General features: G+C 32.9%; 22 protein-coding genes and 1 pseudogene. 11 read left to right on the top strand and 12 right to left on the bottom strand.

Features of this window, described 5'->3' with window-relative positions:
* Positions 1-51: 51 nt before the first annotated feature.
* Positions 52-1,017, top strand: a pseudogene (locus tag ACN5J3_RS09320) (IS110 family transposase).
* 50 nt (positions 1,018-1,067) lie between these two features.
* Here ACN5J3_RS09320 and ACN5J3_RS09315 read toward each other — a convergent pair.
* Both ACN5J3_RS09315 and mnmE read right to left on the bottom strand, forming a co-directional pair.
* A complete protein-coding gene (locus ACN5J3_RS09315; RefSeq protein ID WP_418511558.1) occupies positions 1,068-1,274 on the bottom strand; it encodes a hypothetical protein in 207 nt (68 codons plus the stop codon).
* Between the two features lie 118 nt (positions 1,275-1,392).
* Positions 1,393-2,781: a tRNA uridine-5-carboxymethylaminomethyl(34) synthesis GTPase MnmE gene (mnmE, locus tag ACN5J3_RS09310; protein ID WP_418511557.1), complete on the bottom strand. Its 1,389-nt coding sequence runs from the start codon at positions 2,779-2,781 to the stop codon at positions 1,393-1,395.
* Positions 2,782-2,898: 117 nt separating this feature from the next.
* Here mnmE and ACN5J3_RS09305 point away from each other — a divergent pair, with 117 nt between their 5' ends.
* Entirely contained in the window at positions 2,899-4,023 is a 1,125-nt protein-coding gene (locus ACN5J3_RS09305) for a redoxin domain-containing protein (RefSeq protein WP_417290171.1), read from the top strand.
* A gap of 58 nt (positions 4,024-4,081) precedes the next feature.
* On the opposite strand, the gene ACN5J3_RS09300 is transcribed toward ACN5J3_RS09305, so the two are convergent.
* Positions 4,082-4,732, bottom strand: a complete 651-nt coding sequence (locus tag ACN5J3_RS09300; RefSeq protein ID WP_344730216.1) for a rhomboid family intramembrane serine protease — start codon at positions 4,730-4,732, stop codon at positions 4,082-4,084.
* A gap of 63 nt (positions 4,733-4,795) precedes the next feature.
* Here ACN5J3_RS09300 and ACN5J3_RS09295 point away from each other — a divergent pair, with 63 nt between their 5' ends.
* On the top strand, positions 4,796-5,689 hold the full coding sequence (locus ACN5J3_RS09295; protein ID WP_418511556.1) for a lysophospholipid acyltransferase family protein: 894 nt from the start codon (positions 4,796-4,798) through the stop codon (positions 5,687-5,689).
* Positions 5,690-5,700: 11 nt separating this feature from the next.
* Here ACN5J3_RS09295 and glmM read toward each other — a convergent pair whose 3' ends face one another.
* Positions 5,701-7,092, bottom strand: coding sequence for a phosphoglucosamine mutase (gene glmM, locus ACN5J3_RS09290; protein WP_418511555.1), 1,392 nt, complete (start codon positions 7,090-7,092; stop codon positions 5,701-5,703).
* A gap of 75 nt (positions 7,093-7,167) precedes the next feature.
* On the opposite strand from glmM, the gene ACN5J3_RS09285 reads away from it, so the two are divergent.
* The 3 genes from ACN5J3_RS09285 to ACN5J3_RS09275 all read left to right on the top strand — a co-directional run bounded on the left by ACN5J3_RS09285 (position 7,168) and on the right by ACN5J3_RS09275 (position 10,281).
* Positions 7,168-7,764 carry an ACP phosphodiesterase gene (locus tag ACN5J3_RS09285; protein WP_418509801.1) on the top strand — a complete coding sequence of 199 codons (597 nt, stop codon included), beginning with the start codon at positions 7,168-7,170 and terminating at the stop codon, positions 7,762-7,764.
* A gap of 9 nt (positions 7,765-7,773) precedes the next feature.
* Positions 7,774-9,480: a gamma-glutamyltransferase gene (gene ggt, locus ACN5J3_RS09280; protein WP_418511554.1), complete on the top strand. Its 1,707-nt coding sequence runs from the start codon at positions 7,774-7,776 to the stop codon at positions 9,478-9,480.
* A 75-nt stretch (positions 9,481-9,555) separates the two neighbouring features.
* The gene (locus tag ACN5J3_RS09275) at positions 9,556-10,281 is read left to right on the top strand and encodes a hypothetical protein (RefSeq protein WP_418511553.1); all 726 of its coding nucleotides are present in this window, start codon (positions 9,556-9,558) and stop codon (positions 10,279-10,281) included.
* A gap of 108 nt (positions 10,282-10,389) precedes the next feature.
* On the opposite strand, the gene ACN5J3_RS09270 is transcribed toward ACN5J3_RS09275, so the two are convergent.
* From ACN5J3_RS09270 to ACN5J3_RS09245, 6 genes are all read right to left on the bottom strand, one after another.
* Complete coding sequence (locus ACN5J3_RS09270; RefSeq protein ID WP_417290166.1) at positions 10,390-11,217, bottom strand: mechanosensitive ion channel family protein; 828 nt, start codon at positions 11,215-11,217, stop codon at positions 10,390-10,392.
* A 19-nt stretch (positions 11,218-11,236) separates the two neighbouring features.
* Positions 11,237-11,416 carry a hypothetical protein gene (locus tag ACN5J3_RS09265; protein WP_417290165.1) on the bottom strand — a complete coding sequence of 60 codons (180 nt, stop codon included), beginning with the start codon at positions 11,414-11,416 and terminating at the stop codon, positions 11,237-11,239.
* Between the two features lie 4 nt (positions 11,417-11,420).
* Positions 11,421-11,984 carry an RNA polymerase sigma factor gene (locus ACN5J3_RS09260; RefSeq protein ID WP_418511552.1) on the bottom strand — a complete coding sequence of 188 codons (564 nt, stop codon included), beginning with the start codon at positions 11,982-11,984 and terminating at the stop codon, positions 11,421-11,423.
* Positions 11,985-12,234: 250 nt separating this feature from the next.
* Positions 12,235-13,635 (bottom strand): dihydrolipoyl dehydrogenase, encoded by a 1,401-nt coding sequence (gene lpdA, locus ACN5J3_RS09255; protein WP_418511551.1) that lies wholly within the window; start codon positions 13,633-13,635, stop codon positions 12,235-12,237.
* 142 nt (positions 13,636-13,777) lie between these two features.
* A complete protein-coding gene (locus ACN5J3_RS09250) occupies positions 13,778-14,404 on the bottom strand; it encodes a CPBP family intramembrane glutamic endopeptidase (RefSeq protein WP_418511550.1) in 627 nt (208 codons plus the stop codon).
* A gap of 2 nt (positions 14,405-14,406) precedes the next feature.
* Complete coding sequence (locus ACN5J3_RS09245; RefSeq protein WP_418511549.1) at positions 14,407-14,865, bottom strand: Lrp/AsnC family transcriptional regulator; 459 nt, start codon at positions 14,863-14,865, stop codon at positions 14,407-14,409.
* A 162-nt stretch (positions 14,866-15,027) separates the two neighbouring features.
* Here ACN5J3_RS09245 and ACN5J3_RS09240 point away from each other — a divergent pair, with 162 nt between their 5' ends.
* Positions 15,028-16,227, top strand: a complete 1,200-nt coding sequence (locus ACN5J3_RS09240) for an aminotransferase class I/II-fold pyridoxal phosphate-dependent enzyme (protein ID WP_418511548.1) — start codon at positions 15,028-15,030, stop codon at positions 16,225-16,227.
* Positions 16,228-16,300: 73 nt separating this feature from the next.
* On the opposite strand, the gene ACN5J3_RS09235 is transcribed toward ACN5J3_RS09240, so the two are convergent.
* Positions 16,301-17,677, bottom strand: coding sequence for a hypothetical protein (locus ACN5J3_RS09235; protein ID WP_418511547.1), 1,377 nt, complete (start codon positions 17,675-17,677; stop codon positions 16,301-16,303).
* A 153-nt stretch (positions 17,678-17,830) separates the two neighbouring features.
* On the opposite strand from ACN5J3_RS09235, the gene nhaC reads away from it, so the two are divergent.
* The 4 genes from nhaC to ACN5J3_RS09215 all read left to right on the top strand — a co-directional run bounded on the left by nhaC (position 17,831) and on the right by ACN5J3_RS09215 (position 20,733).
* On the top strand, positions 17,831-19,315 hold the full coding sequence (nhaC, locus tag ACN5J3_RS09230) for a Na+/H+ antiporter NhaC (RefSeq protein WP_418511546.1): 1,485 nt from the start codon (positions 17,831-17,833) through the stop codon (positions 19,313-19,315).
* A gap of 209 nt (positions 19,316-19,524) precedes the next feature.
* A complete protein-coding gene (locus tag ACN5J3_RS09225; protein ID WP_344730171.1) occupies positions 19,525-20,169 on the top strand; it encodes a peroxiredoxin in 645 nt (214 codons plus the stop codon).
* A gap of 11 nt (positions 20,170-20,180) precedes the next feature.
* The gene (locus ACN5J3_RS09220) at positions 20,181-20,495 is read left to right on the top strand and encodes a thioredoxin family protein (RefSeq protein ID WP_417290157.1); all 315 of its coding nucleotides are present in this window, start codon (positions 20,181-20,183) and stop codon (positions 20,493-20,495) included.
* The gene (locus tag ACN5J3_RS09215) at positions 20,476-20,733 is read left to right on the top strand and encodes a DUF6952 family protein (RefSeq protein ID WP_344730167.1); all 258 of its coding nucleotides are present in this window, start codon (positions 20,476-20,478) and stop codon (positions 20,731-20,733) included. The genes ACN5J3_RS09220 and ACN5J3_RS09215 overlap by 20 nt, the downstream gene beginning before the upstream one ends.
* Before the next feature lie 79 nt (positions 20,734-20,812).
* Here the strand turns inward: ACN5J3_RS09215 and katG are convergent, their stop codons facing one another.
* Positions 20,813-22,975, bottom strand: a complete 2,163-nt coding sequence (gene katG, locus ACN5J3_RS09210) for a catalase/peroxidase HPI (RefSeq protein ID WP_418511545.1) — start codon at positions 22,973-22,975, stop codon at positions 20,813-20,815.
* Positions 22,976-23,078 lie beyond the last annotated feature (103 nt).

The raw sequence follows: 23,078 nt of genomic DNA, 5'->3' as shown, positions 1-23,078 counted from the left end.
TTAAGTTGTTGAAATATGAGTAGCGTTGTTCTTTCCAAATTTCAAGTTGTTATGACTAAAGATAGAAAAATTTATGGTATTGACATTAGTAAATCTGTGTTTGATATTTACAATCAAGACACAGGACATTATCAATTACAGAATGATGAAAAGGGTTTTAAAAAACTATTAAAAAGTCTATCAAAAGATGCTTTGGTAGTCATGGAAGCTACGGGATATTATCATTACAGATTAGCTCAGTTTTTACATAAAAACGGGGTATTAGTATCTGTTGTAAATCCCTTGTAGGTAAAACGTTTTATTCAAATGAAACTAGCCAAAGTAAAGACCGATAAGAGTGATGCTAAATCTATTTGTGAGTATGGTATCTTTAATGATGTTCCATTGTACAATGCTCTAACAGATGTACAGGCAGAATGCTTACAGCTCTTTAGGTTATTGGATAGTTACGTAAAAAAGAGTACCGCTACAAAAAATAAGCTTCATGGCGAAGACGCTCTAGGAATTCCATCAAAAACGGTTTATCGTTCCTTAAAACGAGACTTAAACCATTTAAAGAAAGAGATTTTAATATTAGAGAAACGCTTATTAGAATTGGTAAAACAAGACCAGCAAGAACAACTAACTTTATTGCAAACCATACCAGGAATAGGTTTAAAAACAGCTTTGTTTTTAATCGTTGTTACGGATGGATTTAAAAAGTTTGAAACTGCATCACAGCTTTGTAGTTATGTTGGAATTACACCAACGATTCGAGAATCTGGAAGCAGTGTAAGAGGGCGGAGTAGAATAAGCAAAGTAGGCAATAAGAAATTAAGAAATCTTGTGTTTTTAGCAGCCTTTTCGGCCTATAAATATAACCGAGCCTGCAAAGCCTTGTTTGATAGAATTGTAGCTAAAGGAAAGAGTGCCAAACTAGCATTAATAGCAGTAGCGAATAAGTTGCTAAAACAGGCCTTTGCTATTGCAAAAAGCGGATTGCCTTATGATGAAAACTATGTTTCAAAATTAGTTTAAAGTTATTTGTTTTTTAACTCAGTTCTTTGTTGTAGCAGGTTTTTTTTCAGTTATGCAACTAAATTCAGTCCGCAATTTGGGCATTCAGTTATTTTGTCAGAAACCACATTTCCGCAAGCTGGACATTTGTCAGTTACTAAAATCGTTTTCGTTTGATAATCATTTTGCAGTTCAGCTATTATATTTGGGTCTTCGATTTCCTTAAATTTTAAGCTACGACTTTTTCCAACTTTTTCTTTGGTCAATATTTCGCTCATAAATTTTAAGTAAAAAAGATACCATTTTGTTAATTCTACCCAAAAAAACTGTGTTTCTTTTGTGTTTTTGAATATTTGTGTTGCTTAAAAGCAAATGAAACAAAAACCGTAAAAAAAGTTATTTACCAATACAGAAGTTAGCAAAAATATTACCCAACAAGTCATCATTAGTAATCTCTCCTGTAATCTCACCAAAGTGGTACAACGCTTGGCGTATATCAATAGCCATTAAATCACCAGACAATCCAGTCTCTAAACCATACTTCACTTTTTGTATTTCTTCAAAGGCTTTTAAGAGCGCATCATAATGACGTGTATTAGTAACAATAGTCTCATTATTACGTAAAGCACCTGTATTAATCAACTCCAAAAGTAAATCGGTTAATTGCTCTACGCCAAAACCTGTTTTTGCCGAAAGTAAAATTACGCCTTCAATATGTTGCTCTAGTTCTGCCAATTGGTTATCAGTAAGTTTATCAACCTTATTAGCAATAATAAGCAGTGGTTTTTGAGGGTATTTATTCTTAATTTTTTCTATTTCAATCTGAATAGTCTTTAAGTTTGAAATCCCCTTTTCACTATCAAAAAGATATACCGTTACTTGAGATTGTTCTATTTTCTCAAAGGTTTTTTTAATACCAATACTCTCCACAACATCACTCGTTTCTCTTATACCTGCAGTATCTATAAACCTAAACCCTATACCTCCTATAGAAATCTCATCCTCAATAGTATCTCTTGTTGTACCTGCAATATCTGAAACTATAGCGCGTTCCTCATTCAAAAGTGCATTTAACAATGTAGATTTACCAACATTAGGCTCTCCTACAATAGCTACAGGAATACCATTCTTAATAACATTACCCACGGCAAAAGAATCTATGAGTCGTTTCAACACAAAAGTAATTCTAACAACCAGCTCCTTAAACTGGGTTCTATCGGCAAACTCTACATCCTCTTCAGCAAAATCCAGCTCCAATTCAATCAACGAAGCAAAGTTTAAAAGCTCCGCTCGTAGTTTGGCTATTTCAGATGAAAAACCACCGCGCATTTGCTGCATAGCTATTTGATGAGACGCTTCATTATCACTAGCTATTAAGTCGGCAACTGCTTCAGCTTGACTCAAATCTAACTTTCCATTAAGAAAAGCTCGTAACGTAAACTCACCAGCATTAGCCATTCTACAACCTTGCCTTAAAAACAACTGAATAATCTCTTGCTGAATATATGTAGAACCATGACATGAAATCTCTATAACATGTTCGCCTGTATAAGAGTTTGGGTTCTTAAAAACAGATACCAAAACCTCATCAACAACTCGATCACCATCAACAATATGACCCAAATGTATTGTATGCGTTGACTGGTTTTCTAGTACTTTACCACTTACAGATTTAAAACACTTTGACGCAATTGTTATAGCATCATTACCTGAAAGCCTAATAACAGCAATAGCTCCTGCTCCAGAAGCCGTTGCTAAAGCAATAATCGTATCGTTTTCATTCATACTGCAAAAGTACTAAAATGAATGTACAAAAGACTATTAGAATTTATTAGGGTAATCTTAACAAACAAAATTCAAGAGAACTTATATATTTGCAGAAACTTAAAAACATTAAAATTCATGCTTCGCAAATTTTTAGCAGTATCAATCATTATCTTAACCTTTTCTTGTAACAAAGAAAAAACAACAGGTTTTGTTATAAACGGAACCATAAACGCATCAGCAAATGGTAAAAAGGTAACACTTATCAAAGCTGATATGAAAAACCAAGAGTTACTTGACTCTACAACCGTTACAAACGGAAAGCTTGTATTAGACGGTCTAGTTGAAACGCCTGATATTTATGTATTATCTATAGAAGGTGTAAATGGTAAAATGCCTATTGTTGTTGAAAACACTGAAATGACTATTAGTTTTGATACTGATACACTATTAAACTCTCAAATTACTGGAAGTAAAGAAAATGATGTACTTAAAGAGTTTTTAGAACTTTCTAAACCTTTACAAAAGAAAAATATGTCGTTAGCTGGTGAGTTTAGAGCTGCGCAATCTGAAGGTGACACCGTAAAAATGAAAGAACTTCGTGAAACATTCAACACGCTTCTTGAAGAAACTAATGAGAAAAACATTGCTTTAATAGAAAAACACAACGATAAAGTTACTAGTGCTGCATTCTTAGACAACCTATTAACAACAAAAGCTATTGAAACAAAAAAGGCTCAAGAAATATACAACAGCTATACTGATGATGTAAAAAACAGCAGACTTGGTAAAAGCATAAATGAAAAGATTGAAGTAGCTATTGTTACTGCAGAAGGAAGTATAGCTCCAAACTTTAGCGCTACAAACCCTGAAGGAAAAACAATAGCACTAAACGATATAAAAGGAAAAGCTACTATTATCGATTTTTGGGCTGCTTGGTGCGGACCTTGTAGAAAAGAAAACCCAAACGTTGTAAAAGTATATAACAAATACCACGACAAAGGTCTAGAAATAATTAGCGTATCTCTTGATGGTACACCAAGACAAAAAGATGCAAAAGCTGCTTGGATTGAGGCTATTGAAAAAGATAACCTAACTTGGCATCATGTATCAAACCTACAGTATTTTAATGGTCCTATTGCAAAACAGTACAACATACAAGCTATTCCTGCTACATTTATATTAGATGCTGAAGGAAAAATAGTTGCAAAAAACTTACGCGGTCAAGAATTAGAAGATAAAATAGCTGAAATGCTTAATTAATCTTACTTAAGATCTTTATAAAAAAAGCCTTTCAAATTATTGAAAGGCTTTTTAATTTTTAAAGCTTTCCTAGTTTTTTTAAAACAAATAATAACACAATTGGCAGTGCTAATATTACAATCATTAGCAAATGGGTTTCAAACAACCAACTAGCAAGTAATAAAGTAATAATATAACCACCTATAGCACCTCCAAAATGTGCATCATGCCCTATATTGCCTATTCGGTTTTTCATACCATAAATAGAATACAACAAATACCCAACTCCAAATATATAAGCAGGTATAGGAATTGGAATAAAAAACAAATACAAACTCATATCAGGCTGTAACAAAATAGCAGAATAAATAATCCCTGTTACAGCGCCACTTGCTCCTACAGCACTGTAATAATATTCGTTTTTATGAAAATACAAAGACAATAAATTACCAAGTAATAAACTACCTACATAAATAATGATAAAATATAAAGCGCCCAGAAAACCAATAACAACATCAGCAAACACATACAGCGTAAACATATTAAAAAACAAGTGAGCTGTATCTACATGCAAAAAGCCCGAACTAAACATTCTAAACTGCTCGCCCTTTACAATAGACCCTACGTTAAATTTATACTTCTCAAAAAAACCAAAATCATTAAATCCTTTAAATGAAATTATTACATTGGCTGCAATAATCACAATAGTTACCAAACTTAAATTGCCCATAAATTGTAATCGTTATAATTTAAATATACGTTATATTTGCACTTGCAAATCTAAAATTAATTCATGCAATTTCTTGCTTATATTCTAATTTATCCATTTTTGTGGTTAATCTCTATCCTACCTTTTAGATTACTATATGCTTTTTCTGATGTTATTTATGTACTCATTTATCATATAGTAGGATATCGAAAAAAAACTGTAAAAGAAAATTTAAAACTTGCTTTTCCTGATAAATCAGAACAAGAAATAAAACAAATCACTAAAAAGTTTTATCACCACTTATGTGATATGATTTTTGAGTCTATAAAATCATTAACCATTTCTGAAAAGGAAATGAAAAAACGCTTTGTTATATCAAATTTAGAAGCTGTTTATAAACTTGAAAAAGACCAAAAAAGTATTGTTTTAATGTGTGGTCATTATGCTAGTTGGGAATGGATTTTTGTTCTTCAAACATTTATAAGTCATAAAGGCTATGCCATTTATAAAAGATTAGCCAATAAATATTTTGATGCTTTAGTAAAACGTATTAGAGCAAAATATAACAGCTATTTAATTACAACAAAAGAATCTATACCAACACTTATAGAAGCAAAAAAAAGAGGCGAACTTACCATGAATGGATTTGCTTCTGACCAATCACCCAAAGCCGAAAAAGCTTTTTACTGGAGAGATTTTATGGGTATTACAGTTCCTGTTCATACAGGTGCTGAAATGTTAGCAAAAAGACTTGACATGGCAGTTGTTTATCTAGGTGTAGAAAAGGTAAAACGTGGGTATTACCACGCAACACTAGAAACAATTACTGACAACGCTTTAGCTTACAAAGACTACGAAATAACTGATGTGTTTTTTGAAATGCTTGAAAAGCAAATATATAACGCTCCAGAATATTATTTATGGACACATAAACGCTTCAAACACAGAGATAAAGTACCTGCAGAATACAAAAAATAAGACGTTAATCCTTATTTAACTCCCGCAACACTATTTATTTCTTCTATTATTTTATCTGCTAAAGTATCAGCATTTTCTTGAGTTGGCGCTTCTGTATACACTCTAATAATTGGCTCGGTATTACTCTTTCTTAAATGTACCCAACTATCTGACAAGTCAATTTTAACACCATCTATTGTAGTTACTTTTTCATGGCTGTATTTAGCTTCCATTGTTTTTAAAATGGCATCAACATCTAAATCTGGTGTTAAAGCTATTTTCTTTTTACTCATAAAGTAATTTGGATAAGAAGCTCTTAACGTACTTACATTCATTTTTTTCTCAGCTAATAAGCTCAAAAATAAAGCAACACCTACAAGTGCATCACGACCATAATGTAATTCAGGATAAATAATACCGCCATTACCTTCACCGCCTATAACTGCGTTATTCTTTTTCATAAGTTCAACCACATTTACTTCACCTACAGCACTAGCTTCATAGTTTCCGCCATGATGTTCAGTAATATCTCGTAATGCTCTTGTTGAACTCATATTACTCACTGTATTGCCCAGTGTTTTACTCAACACATAATCGGCACAAGCAACAAGTGTATATTCTTCTCCAAACATATCACCATTCTCATCCATAAAAGCAAGTCTATCAACATCCGGATCTACAACAATACCAAAATCAGCATGCTCTTTAACAACTGCTTGAGACAAGTCAGTTAAATGCTCTTTTAAAGGTTCAGGGTTATGCGGAAAATGACCATTTGGCTCACAGTAAAGCTTAACCGCTTCTACACCTAATCGTTCTAATAATAAAGGAATAGCGATTCCTCCTGTTGAGTTTACGCCATCTACTACAACTTTAAAGTTAGCTTTTTCTATGGCATCTACATTTACTAAATCTAATGCTAAAACTTCATCAATATGTATATCTATATAAGCATCATTTTTAGTGATGTTACCCAAACTGTCTACATCTGCAAAGAGTAAATCTGTACTTTCTGCTAATTTTAAAATTTTAGCACCTTCTTCTCCATTCAAAAATTCACCTTTAGCATTCAGTAGTTTCAAGGCATTCCATTCTTTGGGGTTATGACTTGCTGTAAGAATAATACCTCCATCAGCATGTTCCATAGGCACTGCAACTTCTACCGTTGGTGTTGTAGACAAACCTAAATCTACCACATGAATTCCCATACCAACCAATGTATTCATCACTAAATTTTGAATCATTTCTCCAGAAATTCTAGCATCACGACCTACAACAACCTTATAGTCTGATTTGTTTCGTTGCTTTTTTACCCAAGCTCCATAAGCCGATGCAAATTTTACAGCATCTATAGGTGTTAAGTTTTCGCTTACTTCACCGCCTATTGTTCCTCTAATTCCTGAAATTGATTTTATAAGTGTCATGTAGTTATTTTGATATTTAAAACAAATATACACGTTCTGTAAGATTTCTTAAATACTAATTTGTAAATTCGAGGAATGAATTTTTTAGCACATATCTATCTTTCTGGCAACAACGATTTTGTTACTATTGGAAATTTTATAGCAGATGGCATTAGAGGAAAGCAATATCAAAAGTTTCCTAAAGACATTCAAATAGGTATTTTACTGCATCGTGAAATAGACACATTTACAGACGCACACCCAACAGTAAGGCAAAGCACCAAAAGGCTACATGAAAAATATAGTCATTATAGCGGCGTTATTGTAGATATACTGTATGATCATTTTTTAGCAAAAAACTGGAACGCATACTGCAATGTACCTTTAGAACGTTATGTTGATAATTTTTACAAGCTCCTAGAAGATAATTTTGAAATATTACCTGTAAGAACTCAAAAAATGCTTCCGTTTATGATAACTGACAATTGGCTGGTAAGTTATGCTGAAATTGATGGTATTCAGCGTGTTTTAGAAGGTATGAATAGACGTACTAAAAATAAATCTAAAATGAATTTAGCAACAACTGAATTGAAACAGTTTTACACAGAATTTGAATCTGAATTCACTTCATTTTTTGAAGAATTAGAAGCTTTCTCTAAAAAGAAGAAGCAAGAAATCATCAATACTTTTTAAACAAAATCTATGCAAAGACTCATCCTTCTATATATATTAATATCTTTTGTTTTTTCTTGTAAGGATACTAATAAGCCTAGTATTGCAAAAACCGAAAGCAAACGCGGTTTAGTAACGCAAAATGCCATGATAGTTTCTGCAAGAGAAGAAGCTTCAAGCATAGGAACTGAAATTTTGAAAAAAGGAGGAAATGCTTTTGATGCCATGATGGCTACCGAAATGGCTCTGGCTGTTACCTATCCGTATGCTGGAAACCTTGGTGGCGGCGGTTTTATGGTTTACAGGTTAGCAAATGGTAAAACTGGTGCGTTAGACTTTAGAGAAAAAGCGCCTTTGTCTGCTTCAAAAAACATGTACCTTGATGAAGAAGATAATGTTATTGAACATAAAAGCACTGTTGGCGCCTATGCAGTAGGAGTACCAGGAACTATAGCTGGTATATTTAAAGCGCATAAAATGTTTGGAAAACTTCCTGTAAAAGATGTACTACAACCAGTTATAAATTTAGCTAAAAATGGCTTTGTTGTCACAAAAAAACAAGCTGAACGCTTTAAAAAATATGATAGCATTTTTAAGGCTGTAAACAAAAAAGACATCTTATTTACTAAACCTTATAAAGCAGGTGACACATTAAAAAACATTCAATTAGCCAAAACATTATCTAGAATTTCAAAACACGGAAAAGCAGAATTTTACACTGGCGAAACAGCTAAAATGCTAGTAAATTTTATATCAGAAAAAGAAGGTATAATTACTCTTGAAGATTTGGCTAAATATGAAGCAAAATGGCGAGACCCTGTTATTTTTAACTATAAGGATTTACGTGTTATATCTATGTCGCCACCATCAAGTGGCGGTTTATGTTTAGCCCAAATCATGAAACAAATAGAACCGTTTGATTTACAATCTTACGGTCATAACTCCTTAAAAGCAATTCAAGTTATGGTTGAAGCCGAACGACGTACTTATGCTGATAGAAGTTATTTTTTAGGTGATCCTGATTTTGTAAAAATCCCTACAGAAACGTTACTGAGCGATGTTTACACTCAAGATAGAATGAAAGATTTTTCGTTTCAGCAAGCAACACCTTCAGATTCTATTGCTCATGGTGACATTTTAGGTTACGAATCTACAGAAACCACGCACTACTCTATTGTTGACCAATTTGGAAATGCTGTAGCAGTTACAACAACCTTAAATAGTGGTTTTGGCTCAAAACTATATGTAGACGAATTAGGTTTTTTTCTTAATAATGAAATGGACGATTTTAGCAGTAAACCAGGTGTGCCAAATGTTTATGGATTGATAGGTGCAGAAGCTAATAGCATTGCTCCTGAAAAACGTATGTTAAGCGCTATGACTCCAACAATTGTAGAGAAAGATGGCTTACTATACATGGTAGTTGGTACGCCAGGCGGATCAACAATTATAACATCGGTATTACAAACTATTTTAAATGTAGAAGAATTTGGACTTACTATGCAAGAAGCTGTAAATGCTGCTCGTTTTCATCATCAATGGTTGCCTGACGAAATCATTATGGAACCAAAACAATTTAGTGAATCATTAAAAAAACAACTTAATAAGAAAGGTTATAAAATTAATGAAACCAAAACGCCGGTTATAGGTAAGGTTGATGCTATTCTTGTTTTAAACAACGGCTTTCTTGAAGCTGGAGCTGATCACAGAGGTGATGATGCTGCAAGTGGTTTTTAGTAAATCAATGAAATTTAGCTTTTTACGTAGATTTTTATAAAAAATCACTTACTTTTATCTTCAAACTTGTTTTATATGAAAATCACAAAATTGCTACGAATTATTTCAGGAATTGTTATTTTTTTAACCTTACCTACTCTGCTTTTTTTCGGTTTCATATATTTTAGTTACAATGAGGATCTTCCTGAAGGAAAAAAAGGCAACCAAGCTGATGAGCTAGCTCTAAAAATGCTTGATGCTTTAGATTATGAAGCTTATAAAAAAACCAATTACATTGAGTGGATTTATAAAAACAAAAGACAGTTTAACTGGAATAAACTTGAAAATATTTGTACCATTTCATGGAAAGAATTTAAAGTAGAATTAAACCTTAACGATACGGCTTCTAGCAAGGTTTACGTTCATAAGTTTAAAATAAATGGAGATAAAGCCAATGAACTTATTAATGAGGCTTATTCCTATTTTCAAAAAGATTCTTTTTGGGTAATTGGTCCGTATCAAGTTTTTGATAATGGTGTAGAACGCTACAAAGCTAAATTAGAAAACAAACAAGATGTTTTACTAGTAACATACCCTAAAAACAATGATGACTCACAGAATTCGTATGCTTGGATTCTTGATAAAAACTACAAACCCATTGCTTGTAAAATGTGGACCAACGAGCTACCTATTGGAGGTCTTGAAATGTCTTGGAGAGATTGGACTACAACTCAAAGTGGTGCACAGTTACCAACCTATCATGAAATGATTTTTACTGGAATAAAAATAAACAATATTAAAGGGACTATTAGTGAATTCTAATATGGCTTATTAATAAAAAATCCCTTCTCATTTCTGAAAAGGGATAAGCAAATAACGTTATTTTTGATTCAAAACCTTCCTAACAATAACTTATAACCATAAACAAGTTTAATTCTGAATCTCTACTTGGTTATCTACTATTTCTTTTACAGGAACAATTAAAGTTCCGTTTTCTGTTTTTAACGTAATTGATATTTCGTTTACTTCTACTATTTCTCCTTTAACGTCTTTAAACGAAATAACTTGTCCTAACATAAACACACGTCTTGTGTAATATGCTTTTAACAAACTATCTACCACATCTTTTGCTCCTAACCCTAATGCTAATGCAAGCGATAACAACAGAGCTCCTAATATAAGCGTAATATTATTCGTTATTATTTCAGTATCAATACCAGCTTGATTAAGAGCTGTTACAGCAATAAATACAAATAAAATTAAAAAAACCAGATTACTTATTATGCGCCCACCTGATAATTCTAGTTCTTTAAAAAATGAATATAAGGTATTTTTCACAAAACTAGCAATGTAGAGACCAATTAATAGCAGTATTAAGGCACTAAATAGTTGTGGCAAATAATGTAGTAAATTACTTATCTCTGCTGATATGATAGTTAATTCTAAAACTTGAGTAGCAAGAATTAAAAAAACTAAAAACAATCCCCATTTTACAAATCCTGCAATAATATTTATAATGTTGAATGTTATTTTTTTGTCTCCAAAAAAGTTAACACCATTTAATTTATCATCTAGTTTATCAGCTTTTACAACCTTTAGAGCTTTCTTAATTATTTTTACTATAATTTTTGATAGCAACCAGCCTAGTAAAAGAATGGTAAAAGCGCCTAATAATTTTGGCACTATACTTACTATTTCATGCCATATAGATTCAAATGAGCCTAGCATCATATCTTTCCACTCTGTAATTTTACTCATAATTTTGTTTTATTTTCTATTAATTAGTTTCTCTTCTTTTTCTTAAAGTTCTTTCAAAGACATCTCCAATATTCACTGAAAACAACCTAGACATGTCTATCAAAAACTTGGCAAAAGCTATGTCTTTCATCACCTTTCCTTTTAATTCTGAAGGTGCTGTTTTAAGAGGCTTTTCTAATTCTTTAAACGGGTTTTCCATGGTTTTAAAGATTTGAATATACTTCGATTAATTTTTCTTTAGCTCGCTTTAAGCGCATTTTAACTGCACTTTCTCCTATATCAAAAATGTTTTCTAACTCTTTTATAGTTACATAGTCTTGATATTTAAGAAGAAGAATCATCTTGTCTTTTGGAGGGATTCTTTCAAGGGCTATTCGTAATTTATCTACTTTAAGTTGATAAATGTCATAATCTTCTTCCACTGGACTGTCTTGTATTTCGGTTGTTTCTACTGCATTTTTCTCTATTTTTTTTGCTGTATCTCTTGTTACATAATTCACACAATGATTATATGTAAATGCATAAAGCCATGTTGAAAACTTTGATTTTTCTTTAAAAGAAACCAACTTAATGAAAAGCTTTAAAAACACATCTTGTGTTAAATCTTTAGCTTCATCTTCGTCTTTTGCAAAACCGCTGCATTTGTTATATACCAAATCTGCATATCGGTCATATAAAATTTCAAAAAGATCTGCGTCATTTTTAAGAATAATTTTCTTTACTAACGCCTCGTCAGAAAGGTCTTTTGAAACTTTATTAGTTTTCAAAAATTTTTTAATAATGTTAGTTTTGTATTTAGACACAGCTACCGAGAAGAAGTCACTTTTTTATATACTTTTTTTTTAAAAAAAGTCTTACAGATTTAATAATCGTGCAAAAGTACACTATATTTATTGTTATTAAAGCCTGAATAACATGACTTTATGACAATATTAACTATTAACTAATACTCATATTGTTTTAGCAAAAAAAAGGCGAACCAAAAGGTTCGCCTTTTATATTTATTAAATAGAGTGCTTAAACATGTAGCGCTCTATCATCAGTAGCAGCTAAAGCAGCTTCTTTGATAGCTTCAGTAAATGTTGGATGTGCATGAGACATACGAGATACATCTTCAGCACTTGCTCTATATTCCATAGCTACAACGGCTTCAGCAATCATGTCTGCTGCACGAGCACCAACCATGTGTACTCCTAAAATTTCATCGGTAGTTTTATCTGCTAAAACTTTTACAAATCCATCAAGATCCATACTTGCTCTACTACGTCCTAAAGCACGCATTGGAAATTGTCCTACTTTATAATCTACTCCAGCTTCTTTAAGTTGCTCTTCAGTTTTACCAACAGCTGCAACTTCTGGCCAAGTGTAAACTACACCAGGAATTAAATTATAATCGATGTGTGGTTTTTGTCCTGCTAAGGTTTCAGCAACAAAAACGCCTTCTTCTTCAGCTTTATGCGCTAGCATTGCACCTTTAATAACATCTCCTATTGCATAAATATTAGAAGCACTTGTTTGTAAATGATCATTTACTTCAACTTGACCTCTATCATTTATTTTTACTCCAGCAGCTTCGGCATTTAAACCATCAGTATAAGGACGACGTCCTACTGATACTAAACAGTAATCGCCTTTAAACTCTACTTCTTCTCCTTTTTTGTTATCAGCTTTTACAATAACTTCATCTCCGTTACGCTCAACTGATTTTACTTTATGAGAGACATTAATTTTAAATTTTTGCTTCTTTAAAACTTTATTTAATTCTTTAGAAACACCTGCATCCATTGTTGGTAAAATTCTATCTGCATACTCAACAACTGAAACTTCAGCTCCTAAACGCTTGTATACTTGTCCTAATTCTAAACCAATAACACCACCTCCAATTACAATTAAGTGTTTTGGTATTTCTTTAAGCTTTAATGCTTCTGTAGATGTGATAATGCGTTCTTTATCAATATTGATAAATGGTAAGCTAGATGGTTTAGAACCTGTCGCTATAATGGTATTTTTAGCTTCAATTTCTTCTTCTTTCTCCCCTTTAATTAGGATATGAGTTGCATCTTTAAAGCTTCCTAAACCTTGATAAACGTCAATCTTATTCTTCTTCATTAAAAAATCAATACCTCCTGTTGTTTGGTCTACAACAGATTGCTTACGAGCTATCATTTTTTCTAAATTCACTTTTACATCTCCTGGTATTTCTATACCATGCTCTTCAAAATGTTTTACAGCATCTTCATAATGATGCGAAGAGTCTAAAAGAGCTTTACTTGGTATACAACCAACGTTAAGGCAAGTTCCTCCTAAAGTTGAATATTTTTCAATGATTGCAGTTTTCATTCCCAGTTGAGCGCAACGGATAGCTGCAACATATCCTCCAGGACCAGAGCCTATAACGGCTACATCGTATGAATTCATAAGATTGTTTTTTGTCAGATTTTATTAAAACTATACAAAAATACAACATTGTATTTTTATTTACGAATGTGAGTTCACTAATTTTAAAGCTATAATTTACTTGAGTATTCCGATTTGTAAATCTCTAAAAACTCATTTCGTTTTAAGAAGGAAAACCTAGCATAGTTCCCATGCCTACTGTAAACAACCAAGACCCATAAATAGCATGTTCAATGGAAACCAAAAGTGTTGATTTTGTTTTGGTATAGGTTAGCGCAAACAAAACACCTCCAAAAAAAGTAATAACATGTACCAAAGTGCTTTTAAACATGATGTGTGCTAATGAAAAAACCACTGCATTTAAAACTATTGCAAAAGAGTTGCTTTGAAACAATACAGCGTATCTTTCAAAAAAAAGCGTTCTATAAATAAGTTCTTGAGGATATACCGAAAACACACTATAAACAAACAAAATAGTCAACCATAGCAAGGGCTTGTTTAACAACACTTCAAATAAACGAGCATTATCAGTAAACCAAACGAAAAGCGTGGTTAATACAGCTATAATGGCTAGTTTTATGACAGTTTCTCTCCAAAACTGTTTCCAGTTTAAGCCTTGGGCTACTTTAAATTTTTTCCGCTCAACTTTAAGTAATAGATATATGACATACAAGAATCCTACAAACCCAATACCCAACTTAATAAATGGTGAATACTCTAACGCAAAACTTATTGGTATTAGAATGAAAACAATGAAAAACTCTATGAGTTTATAAGTGTTAGATTTCATAATTAAACGCGTATTGCTGTTGTGTGTTTAACTTCGTTAATTACAAACATACTATGTGTACTTCCAATATGGTTGATAGAGGTTAATTTATTAACCATAAACTCCCTAAAGGCTTCCATATCGCTAACAATAACTTTTAAAAGATAGTCATAATCACCACTAATATGAAAACACTCTACGACTTCCTCTAAATTAGCAACATCTTTTTCGAATTTAACCACATATTCATGGGAATGCTGAATAAGCTTAATATGACAAAACACTATAAATGATTTATCAATCTTTTCTTTTTTTATTAATGCTACATATTTATTTATAACACCTTCGCGCTCTAACTTTTTGATACGCTCGTAAACAGCAGTTACCGATAAATTTAGTTTTAAGGACAACTCTTTATTGGTTTGCTTACTATCCTGCTGAAGCAAATGCAGAAGCTTTTTATCTATATCATCAAAAATCATATTGAAAATTTTTCTTTAAACTAACGTATTAGTAGATTTTACACCTAAATTTTTTTTATAAAAATAACAAATAACAGATTAATAATCTAAAATCATACACATATATTGATAATATATCTATTTATTTAGATTTTTGATGTATTAATTAAACACACATATACTATGTCATTTAAACCCGCAAATAACATACAAGACTTACAATATTTTGGTGAGTTTGGAGGCGTTAACCCTTCTATTTCAGATTCATCTACTTACACCTTTTTATCAGCAAAAACTATGTTTGATACCTTTGAAGGTAATGCAGATGGTTGCTACCTGTATTCTCGCCACTCATCGCCTTCTAACCTTTATTTAGGAGAAGCACTTGCTGCTATGGAAGGTACTGAAACTGCTAATGTAACTGCTTCAGGTATGGGAGCTATTACACCTGTCATTTTACAGCTTTGTGGTGCTGGAGATCATGTGGTATCTAGTAGAACTATTTATGGTGGTACTTATGCGTTTCTTAAAAATTTCACACCAAAACTTAATATTAGCACCTCGTTTGTTGATATTACTAAACTAGATGTTGTTGAAGCGGCAATTAACGAAAACACTAAAGTTTTATACTGCGAGTCGGTTAGTAATCCTTTATTAGAAGTTGCCGACATAAAAGGTCTCGCTGCTATAGCAAAAAAGCATAATTTAAAACTTGTAGTAGACAATACGTTTTCGCCATTATCAATATCACCTGTTAAATTAGGTGCTGATATTGTTATACACAGTTTAACAAAATTTATTAATGGCTCTAGCGATACTGTTGGTGGTGTTGTATGCGGAACTCAAGAATTTATTGACGCCTTAAGAAACGTTAATGATGGTGCTTGCATGTTATTAGGAAGCACAATGGACAGTTTACGCGCTGCTTCTGTTTTAAAAAACTTAAGAACACTACACATAAGAATGCAGCAACATAGCCATAACGCTACATATTTAGCTCAAAAATTTGAAGCAGATGGTTTAAAAACGGTGTATCCAGGATTAGAATCGCATCCTTCACATGAGTTGTTTAAAAGTATGATGAATGAAAAATATGGTTTTGGAGGTATGCTTACCATAGATGTTGGTTCACTTGACAAGGCCAATGCACTTATGGAGCTAATGCAAGAAAAGAACCTTGGGTATCTTGCGGTAAGTTTAGGGTTTTACAAAACATTATTCTCTGCTCCAGGTTCTTCAACATCTTCTGAAATACCAGAAGACGAACAAAAAGAAATGGGATTAAGCGATGGTCTTATTCGTTTTTCTATTGGACTAGATGCTGATATTGAACGCACATACAGTATGATGCGTGAATGTATGAAAGAGCTACATATTTTATAATGATGAAATACAAACAAAAAAAAGCGTACTAATAATTAGTACGCTTTTTTTATTCAATATTTTTTTTTATTGATTAATCAGCCTTGATTAATTCAATACTCATTACTGCTGAATTTGGTAAAATAACAGTATTTGAATCAGTTTCTGTAGGAAAAAGGTATAATTCCTGATAAGCATTTAGGTGTACTATTTTAGTCATAGAAAAACTTCTCTTTTCTCCTGACTTAATCTTGTTATATGAAGCTGATCCTTGAATCTTATCTGAATTATCCCAACCTGTTCCTAAAATAAAACCTAAATTTTGATTTCCTCCTGTTAAATTCTCTATAGATACATTATAAGTAACTCTATAAACACCAGAAGTTAAAACCTGAAAACTGTTATTTCTAAATGTTACTCCTGAACTAAAATCACTGCTCCCAAACTGAACAGGATTACTAGTATTCATCTGCTGATTAGAAGATGACGATGATTTATACATTTCAGCATACACAACATTAGAGCTTAAATTAGTCCAACTTGCTTTTCCGTTAGCATCTGATGTTAAAACTTTACCAGCGCCTTGTGTTCCATCAACAATTTTTACAGAACCGACAACCTCTAATCTTGTAGAAGGGTTTGGTGTACCAAGTCCCACTTTTGTTCCTGCCCATTGTGAATCAGGAGTTGTATTACCTAAAATTATCGTGTTTGCATTGTTTGCCACAGAACCTTTACCTATTGCAACAGAATTTTGTCCGCTAGCACTAGCATTTGTACCAATAGCAACAGCATGCTCACCTGTAGCAGAAGAACTTGTCCCTAAAGACATTGCACTATTACTAGTAGATGTTGCATTATAACCAAAAGCCATTGATCTATATGCTGAAGCTTGAGAATAAGGACCTATTGCTTGAGCTTCAACCGCATTACTCGCGTTAGCATTTTGCCCAAATGCAATAGAACGATTTTCATTTACAGAACTTCCAATACCAAATCTTACACCTCCATTAGGATGTAAATAACCAACAGAGTTATTGTTTACTTTAAAATTTAAAGCATGGTAAGATGTTGTTCCTATAAAAGGTGATCCTGAATAAGAATTTAGGTTATTTCCAGCTAAATTCCAACTTGAAGCGTTACTTCCTCCTGAACCTGAACCAGATCCTAAATCTGCCTTACCTACATCATTCCATTTAGAATCATTCCAGAAATAAAATCCTGGGGTTAATCCATTATCATTACTTGTATTAAAAACTAATAATCCCGTTTCAGGGTTAGCAATTGTTTGGCTATCTGATGAAGAACCTAAAGCTACACGCGGAAGTAAAACTCCTTTTGAAGAGCTTTGAATATCTAATACAGATGAAGGATGTGGGTTTGTTGTTCCTATTCCTACTTGGGCTAAAATATTTGCAACGAAAAAGAAGTTCGTTAAAACAAATAAGAATGTTACTTTATAATTATTCATAGGGGACTTTTTTTAAGAGGTGCAAAGGTATTTTTAGTAATGAATTTGACATTAAAAAATCGATGAAACCAGAAATTAGTCGTTCAAGTTAGCATTTGCATAAATTTTAATAATATTGTAACATTACAAACCAAAACAATTCATATTTTCTAAATGGAGAGCAAAGACATAAAACCAAAAAAGCCGCAAGACGAGCTAATATTTCAAAACAAAGAATTAAATATATGGGAAGCATTAATCCCTGTATTTGCTTTAGTAGTGATGCTTTTCTATAATGTGTTTTTTGTATTTGGTGATGACGCTTTAAGCGGAAGCAATCAATTTATATTATTATTAGGCGCTGCAGTAGCTGCCATTGTGGGTTTTTTCAACAAAGTGTCTTACGAACAAATGATGAATGAAATTGCTGAAAATGTAAAATCAACTACAGGAGCTATATTAATACTATTAATGGTAGGGTCTTTAGCAGGAACATGGCTCATTAGCGGTATAATTCCAAGTATGATTTATTATGGATTACAAATTCTGAATCCTACAATATTTTTACCTGCTTGTGTTATTATTTGCGCTATCATATCTATAGCTACCGGAAGTAGCTGGACAACATCTGCTACTGTAGGTATTGCCCTTATTGGTATAGGTGACACATTAGGTATATCTCTTGGCATGACTGCTGGAGCTGTTTTATCTGGAGCTTATTTTGGAGATAAAATGTCTCCCTTAAGCGACACAACAAACCTTGCTCCTGCTATGGCAGGAGCTAATTTATTTGATCATATAAAATATATGAGCTTTACTACTGTTCCTACAATTATTGTAACGCTTATTGTCTTCATTATAATAGGTTTAAATATTGACACACATGGAACCCCTGATATATCTGACAAATTAACCGCAATTGGAACTGCGTTTAACATTTCTCCTTGGTTATTTATTGTTCCTGTATTAGTTATTTTTATGATAATTAAGAAAACATCACCATTAATAGCACTACTCGTTGGTACACTTTTAGGTGGTATTACAGCAATTATAGCTCAACCTGAAATTGTAATTAATATAGCTGAAGCAAACAGCCTTACTTTTGAATCAGCATACAAAGGTGTCATGAAAGCAATGACCGTAGATACAGCTGTAGAAACAACAAGTGCCGAATTAAATGATTTATTTTCTGCTGGCGGTATGTCTGGCATGCTTGGCACCATTTGGTTAATTATATGCGCTATGGTTTTTGGTGGCGTAATGGATGCTATCGGAGCTTTATCTAGAATTAGCACTGCATTATTAAGTTTAGCTACAACCACATTTGGATTATTTGCTAGTACTGTTGCTAGCTGTTTAGCTCTTAATGTTACTGCTTCAGATCAATATCTTGCTCTTGTAGTACCTGGCAAAATGTTTAAAAAAGCCTATGAAGACAAAGGCCTTGCTCCTGAAAATTTAAGTAGAACATTAGAAGACTCTGGTACTGTAACCTCTGTATTAATCCCTTGGAACACTTGTGGCGCTTATCAAAGTGGTGTTTTAGGCGTACCTGTTGTAGATTACTTTTTCTTTGCCATATTTAACTGGTTAAGCCCTTTTATGACATTGTTGTTCGCTGCATTCTCAATTAAAATAAAACAACTTACTTCTAAATAAAATCATTAAACCAACGGTTTAACACTGTTTTTGATTATTTGATAATATTGACACACTAAAATTATCAAGTAAATAAAAAAAAACTTGATTTTTTAACACTATTCCATTAAGTTATACTAATATAATTTTATATAATAAATAACTATACATAAAGGATCAAATAATAGTTAGCTTCGCAGTATTATTAATCTAAATTAAAAAAAATAAATATGGCATTTGTAGGAAAAAAATTCCCAGATTTAAACGTTGACGCAATGAATGAAATGGGCGATACTTTTAAAGTAAACGTTCTTGAAGAAGCAAAAAACAACAACAAAAAAGTAGTATTATTTTGGTACCCAAAAGATTTTACTTTTGTTTGCCCAACTGAATTACACGCATTTCAATCTGCATTAGCTGAATTTGAAAAACGCAACACAATAGTTATAGGCGCATCTTGTGACACACCTGAAGTACATTTTGCTTGGTTAAGTACTGCAAAAGACAATGGTGGTATAGAAGGTGTTACTTACCCTTTATTGGCTGACTCTAACAGAAATCTTGCTTCTACGCTTGGTATTTTAGATATTACAAACGAAACTTACAACGAAGAAACAGGTGTTGTAACTGTTGAAGGTGACAACGTAACTTACAGAGCTACTTACATTATTGATGAAGAAGGAACTGTACAACACGAAAGCATAAACAACATGCCTTTAGGTAGAAACGTAAATGAATACTTAAGAATTATTGATGCTTTAACTCACGTTCAAAAAAACGGAGAAGTTTGTCCAGCAAACTGGGAAGAAGGAAAACAAGCAATGCAAGCTAATGCTAAAGGAACAGCTGAATACCTTAAAGCTCACTTAAACTAATTTTATTTATTATGTTACAAGAATTAGATCAAGACAATTTATCAAACATTGTAGCTAACAATGAAACTGTGATTGTACAATACTCTGCCACTTGGTGCGGTAACTGTAGAATTATGAAACCAAAGTTTAAAAAACTAGCTACAGAAAATGAAAACGACACCTACGTTATAGTAGATGCTGAAAAGTTTCCTGAATCAAGACAATTAGCTGATGTGAGTAATTTACCAACATTTGCTGCGTTTAAAAACGGAAAAATTGTAAACCAAGTGCAGACAAACAAATTTGATGTACTAAAAGATTTAGTCAATGAAGTTACCAGTAATTAAACACCTTACACAGTTTATAGAAAACAATGATGAAGATTTTGTTTTAGAAACTATTGAAACGCTTGAAGACTTAACAGAAGTACCTTCTCTTAAAGACGAAGAACTTGATGTTATAGGAGAGCTAATCTCTAATATGTATGGCGCTATTGAAGTTAATAAAATGATTAAAAATGGAACACCTCAAAAAGAAGCTCTTAACAGCTTTATGAAACGTGTACTAGGATCAATTGATAAATAAACATTGACTAATTTTTTTTCAAAATAAAAAAGCCACTTCTTAATAGAAGTGGCTTTTTTGTTATACTCAATATCAATAATTAAAATCTATCTGAATTCATAACTTTAGTCCAAGCTGCAACAAAATCTTTTACAAACTTTTCTTTACTATCATCCTGTGCATACAATTCAGCATAGGCACGCAAAATAGAGTTTGATCCAAATACTAAATCTACTCGTGTCGCCGTCCATTTTACGGCGCCTGTATCTCTATCACAAACCTCATAAATACCATTACTAGATGCTTTCCACGAATAACTCATATCTGTTATGTTTACAAAAAAATCATTTGTTAAAGCACCCTCATTTTCAGTGAAAACTCCGTGTTTTGTTCCTCCGTAGTTTGTACCTATTACACGCATACCACCTATTAAAACTACCATTTCAGGTGCTGTCAATCCCATAAGTTGAGCGCGATCTAACAATAATTCTTCAGGGCTAACTACATAATCTTTTTTCAACCAATTTCTAAAACCATCAGCCAAAGGTTCTAAAGACTCAAAAGATTCTATATCGGTCATTTCTTCAGTTGCATCTCCTCTTCCAGGTAAAAATGGAACCGCAACATCAAAACCAGCTTTTTTTATAGCTTGCTCTAACCCTACATTTCCTGCCAACACAATGGTATCTGCTATACTTATATCAAATTCGTCTGCAATTGGCTGTAATACTGATAAAACTTTAGACAATCTTTCTGGCTCATTGCCTTCCCAACTTTTTTGTGGAGCCAAGCGTATTCTAGCACCGTTTGCTCCTCCTCTAAAATCAGATCCTCTAAAGGTTCTAGCACTATCCCATGCTGTAGTAATCATTTCAGATGCGATTAAACCTGTATTTGCTATTTTTTGTTTTACAGCTTCAACATTATAATCGCTTTTTCCTTCTGGAATTGGGTCTTGCCAAATTAAATCTTCTTGCGGGATGTCTGGTCCAAAATATCTTGATTTAGGCCCCATATCACGATGTGTTAATTTAAACCAAGCACGAGCAAAAGCATCAGAAAACGCATTGAAATCTTTTTTAAAGTTTAATGAAATTTCTCTATATACCGGATCTACTTTCATTGCCATATCTGCATCTGTCATTGCTGGATTATGACGTATTGAAGGATTTTCTACATCAACCGGTTTGTCTTCTTCTTTAATACTAACTGGCTCCCATTGCCAAGCTCCTGCCGGACTTTTTTTAGGTTCCCATTCATGATTAAATAGCATTTCAAAAAAACCATTATCCCATTTTGTAGGATGTGTTGTCCAGGCTCCTTCTAATCCGCTAGTAACTGCATCTGCTCCTTTACCTTTTCTAGTGGGATTAGACCAACCTAAACCTTGCTCTTCTATAGCTCCTCCTTCAGGATCTGGCCCAAGTATACTAGCATCGCCATTACCATGCATTTTACCAACAGTGTGACCACCAGCAGTTAATGCTACGGTTTCTTCATCATTCATAGCCATCCTTTTAAAAGTCTCTCTTACTTGCGCAGCGGTTTTCATTGGATCCTGCTTACCATTTACTCCTTCTGGATTAACGTAAATCAATCCCATTTGTACAGCTGCTAAAGGGTTTTCCATTGTATCTGGGCTATTTACATCATCATAGCGTTCGTCACTAGGTGCTAACCACTCTTTTTCGGCTCCCCAATAAATATCTTGTTCTGGATGCCAAATATCTTCTCTACCAAAAGCAAAACCAAAAGTTTTCAATCCCATACTTTCGTACGCTATTGTTCCTGCCAGAATTATTAGATCTGCCCAACTTACTTTGTTTCCGTATTTTTTCTTAATAGGCCATAATAAACGTCTTGCCTTGTCTAAACTTACATTATCAGGCCAAGAGTTAAGCGGCGCAAAACGCTGATTCCCAGTACCACCACCACCACGACCATCTGAAACTCTATATGTTCCAGCTGCATGCCAAGCCATACGTATCATTAATCCGCCATAATGACCCCAATCTGCAGGCCACCAATCTTGACTATCTGTCATTAAATTATGTAAATCTTTTTTTAATGAAGCCACATCTAATTTTTTTAGCGCTTCTTGATAACTAAAGCCTTCTCCCATAGGATTGGTTTTGGTATCGTGCTGATGTAAAATATTTAAATTTAATGCATTTGGCCACCATTCAGTTACTGTTTTATCTGTAGCTGTATTTCCCCCATGCATGAATGGGCATTTACCTCCAGTTGATTGATTATCTTTCATATATTTTTGATTTTAAGAATTATAACTTCTTAAAGTTAGTTATTACAAAGGAGAATACCTTATAGAAGTAATATATTTAAAATTATAACAGTATAGATATAAC

Source organism: Corallibacter sp. (assembly GCF_048381695.1).
GTDB lineage: Bacteria > Bacteroidota > Bacteroidia > Flavobacteriales > Flavobacteriaceae > Corallibacter > Corallibacter vietnamensis.
Note: the sequence above shows the minus strand (reverse complement) of the source record. Positions and strands in the feature narration are given on the sequence as shown.

Bases quoted from the DNA above. Each gene is read 5' to 3' on its own strand.
- ACN5J3_RS09275 (WP_418511553.1), top strand. From the start codon at position 9,556: ATGAAAATCACAAAATTGCTACGAATTATTTCAGGAATTGTTATTTTT.
- ACN5J3_RS09285 (WP_418509801.1), top strand. From the start codon at position 7,168: ATGAATTTTTTAGCACATATCTATCTTTCTGGCAACAACGATTTTGTT.
- ACN5J3_RS09265 (WP_417290165.1), bottom strand. From the start codon at position 11,416: ATGGAAAACCCGTTTAAAGAATTAGAAAAGCCTCTTAAAACAGCACCT.
- ggt (WP_418511554.1), top strand. From the start codon at position 7,774: ATGCAAAGACTCATCCTTCTATATATATTAATATCTTTTGTTTTTTCT.
- mnmE (WP_418511557.1), bottom strand. From the start codon at position 2,781: ATGAATGAAAACGATACGATTATTGCTTTAGCAACGGCTTCTGGAGCA.
- ACN5J3_RS09270 (WP_417290166.1), bottom strand. From the start codon at position 11,217: ATGAGTAAAATTACAGAGTGGAAAGATATGATGCTAGGCTCATTTGAA.
- katG (WP_418511545.1), bottom strand. From the start codon at position 22,975: ATGAAAGATAATCAATCAACTGGAGGTAAATGCCCATTCATGCATGGG.
- ACN5J3_RS09225 (WP_344730171.1), top strand. From the start codon at position 19,525: ATGGCATTTGTAGGAAAAAAATTCCCAGATTTAAACGTTGACGCAATG.
- ACN5J3_RS09245 (WP_418511549.1), bottom strand. From the start codon at position 14,865: ATGATTTTTGATGATATAGATAAAAAGCTTCTGCATTTGCTTCAGCAG.
- glmM (WP_418511555.1), bottom strand. From the start codon at position 7,092: ATGACACTTATAAAATCAATTTCAGGAATTAGAGGAACAATAGGCGGT.
- ACN5J3_RS09235 (WP_418511547.1), bottom strand. From the start codon at position 17,677: ATGAATAATTATAAAGTAACATTCTTATTTGTTTTAACGAACTTCTTT.
- ACN5J3_RS09220 (WP_417290157.1), top strand. From the start codon at position 20,181: ATGTTACAAGAATTAGATCAAGACAATTTATCAAACATTGTAGCTAAC.
- ACN5J3_RS09315 (WP_418511558.1), bottom strand. From the start codon at position 1,274: ATGAGCGAAATATTGACCAAAGAAAAAGTTGGAAAAAGTCGTAGCTTA.
- lpdA (WP_418511551.1), bottom strand. From the start codon at position 13,635: ATGAATTCATACGATGTAGCCGTTATAGGCTCTGGTCCTGGAGGATAT.
- ACN5J3_RS09240 (WP_418511548.1), top strand. From the start codon at position 15,028: ATGTCATTTAAACCCGCAAATAACATACAAGACTTACAATATTTTGGT.
- nhaC (WP_418511546.1), top strand. From the start codon at position 17,831: ATGGAGAGCAAAGACATAAAACCAAAAAAGCCGCAAGACGAGCTAATA.
- ACN5J3_RS09300 (WP_344730216.1), bottom strand. From the start codon at position 4,732: ATGGGCAATTTAAGTTTGGTAACTATTGTGATTATTGCAGCCAATGTA.
- ACN5J3_RS09215 (WP_344730167.1), top strand. From the start codon at position 20,476: ATGAAGTTACCAGTAATTAAACACCTTACACAGTTTATAGAAAACAAT.
- ACN5J3_RS09250 (WP_418511550.1), bottom strand. From the start codon at position 14,404: ATGAAATCTAACACTTATAAACTCATAGAGTTTTTCATTGTTTTCATT.
- ACN5J3_RS09295 (WP_418511556.1), top strand. From the start codon at position 4,796: ATGCAATTTCTTGCTTATATTCTAATTTATCCATTTTTGTGGTTAATC.
- ACN5J3_RS09305 (WP_417290171.1), top strand. From the start codon at position 2,899: ATGCTTCGCAAATTTTTAGCAGTATCAATCATTATCTTAACCTTTTCT.